The 490-nt window shown below is 37.6% G+C and carries 1 protein-coding gene; it reads right to left on the reverse strand.

Annotated elements, in window-relative coordinates; translation table 11 throughout:
- Positions 1-490, reverse strand: a 490-nt coding sequence (locus EP747_RS23980) for an extracellular solute-binding protein (RefSeq protein ID WP_205753864.1), incomplete at both ends; no start/stop codon positions are given.

Here is a 490-nt window from a genome sequence, read left to right on the forward strand (position 1 = left end):
TCTTGAACTGTTCCTACGCCATCATTAATCTTAACGTCTTTCATAATTTTCTTTTCAAACGCTGCACGTGTACCAGATGATGCTGGACGATTAATTACATTAATTTTCTCATCTTTACCGCCAACTTCTTTCCAGTTCGTCACTTTACCAGCGAAAATATCTTCAATTTGTTGAAGTGTAAGTGAATCTACACCAACGTCTTTATTTGTTACCATTGAATAACCAACACCAGCAACTTTAGCTTCTACTAATGAACTTGCTAAAGATTTATCTTCTAATTTTTCAGCAGCAGGTACATCTGAGTTACCAATTTGAATTGCTCCAGTAGATACTTGGTTTACACCAGTACCACTACCGCCACCTTGAACTGTAATTGATACTTGTGGGTACTTCGCCATAAATTCAGTAGCTGCTTCGTCAGCTAGTGGTTGTAATGCTGTTGATCCTGCAGCACCAATTGTTCCTGTTAATTCTACTTTTTTATCATCTG

The organism is Gottfriedia acidiceleris, assembly GCF_004138285.1.
GTDB lineage: Bacteria > Bacillota > Bacilli > Bacillales > Bacillaceae_G > Gottfriedia > Gottfriedia acidiceleris_A.